At 47.2% G+C, this 716-nt stretch carries 1 protein-coding gene; it reads right to left on the bottom strand.

What is annotated here, in order from left to right; translation table 11 throughout:
- The coding region (locus tag R8N49_RS27105; protein WP_318190447.1) for an SH3 domain-containing protein at positions 1 to 680 on the bottom strand (680 nt) is incomplete at its 3' end.
- Positions 681 to 716 lie beyond the last annotated feature (36 nt).

The following is a 716-nucleotide window of genomic DNA, read 5'->3' as shown; positions in this document are numbered from 1 at the left end:
AGCGCTCGACAAGTGTAGCTGCCCAGCAGCTCGTGTCGGGCACTCGATACAGAATGAGTCGCTTGCTGAGCATCGAACAACGGATTCGGTTGAGTCGACAAAATATCGCGATTCACTACGTTGCTGCGTACGTAATCTTGGTGCACGTAGCCCTTAATAACGCCTTTTTGTTCAACCAGAATCCAAGGTTCTCCTTCAACTCTCGCCAACGCATTGAACACTTCGCCTTTTTCAAGTTGCCCCAGCTTTGTACTCTCTACACTCGGTTTGGAGCGCAAATTTAACCCCGTTTTTGAACGATAGGAGACATCCATAAACTCCAGCTTGTTAGAGGTATCCACTCCCTCTTCTACTGGCCTGACTATCTCAGCTTGTTGCCACTCATTAGGTTGCACGCGGATCTTCCACCACGAATAGGTGTCAGGATCTTTGCCTTTGAATTTATCTCGGCTGTCCGACTCAAGCGCCACCAGCATTTGATTTAAGAAAGATTCCCGCCCTTCACTGCTTAAGTACATGTCCATTTGATCGCTGATCACCATAATACTTTGCGCATGATCGTTCACGATCACCGGAGAAGCCACCTCAGCATTCGTGTTTGATTGAAACAGCTGACAACCAGATAAGCTGATCAATGTTAATGCGAGTGCCGAACGTCCAAGTTGTTTTGCTGTGACCATGAATCCTTTACCTTCTGTTTCTCTTCACCTAATGCA

The sequence above is a fragment of the Vibrio sp. 1978 genome, from assembly GCF_033344345.1.
The sequence above is the reverse complement of the archived record's forward strand: the minus strand, read 5'-3'. Positions and strand labels throughout refer to the sequence as shown.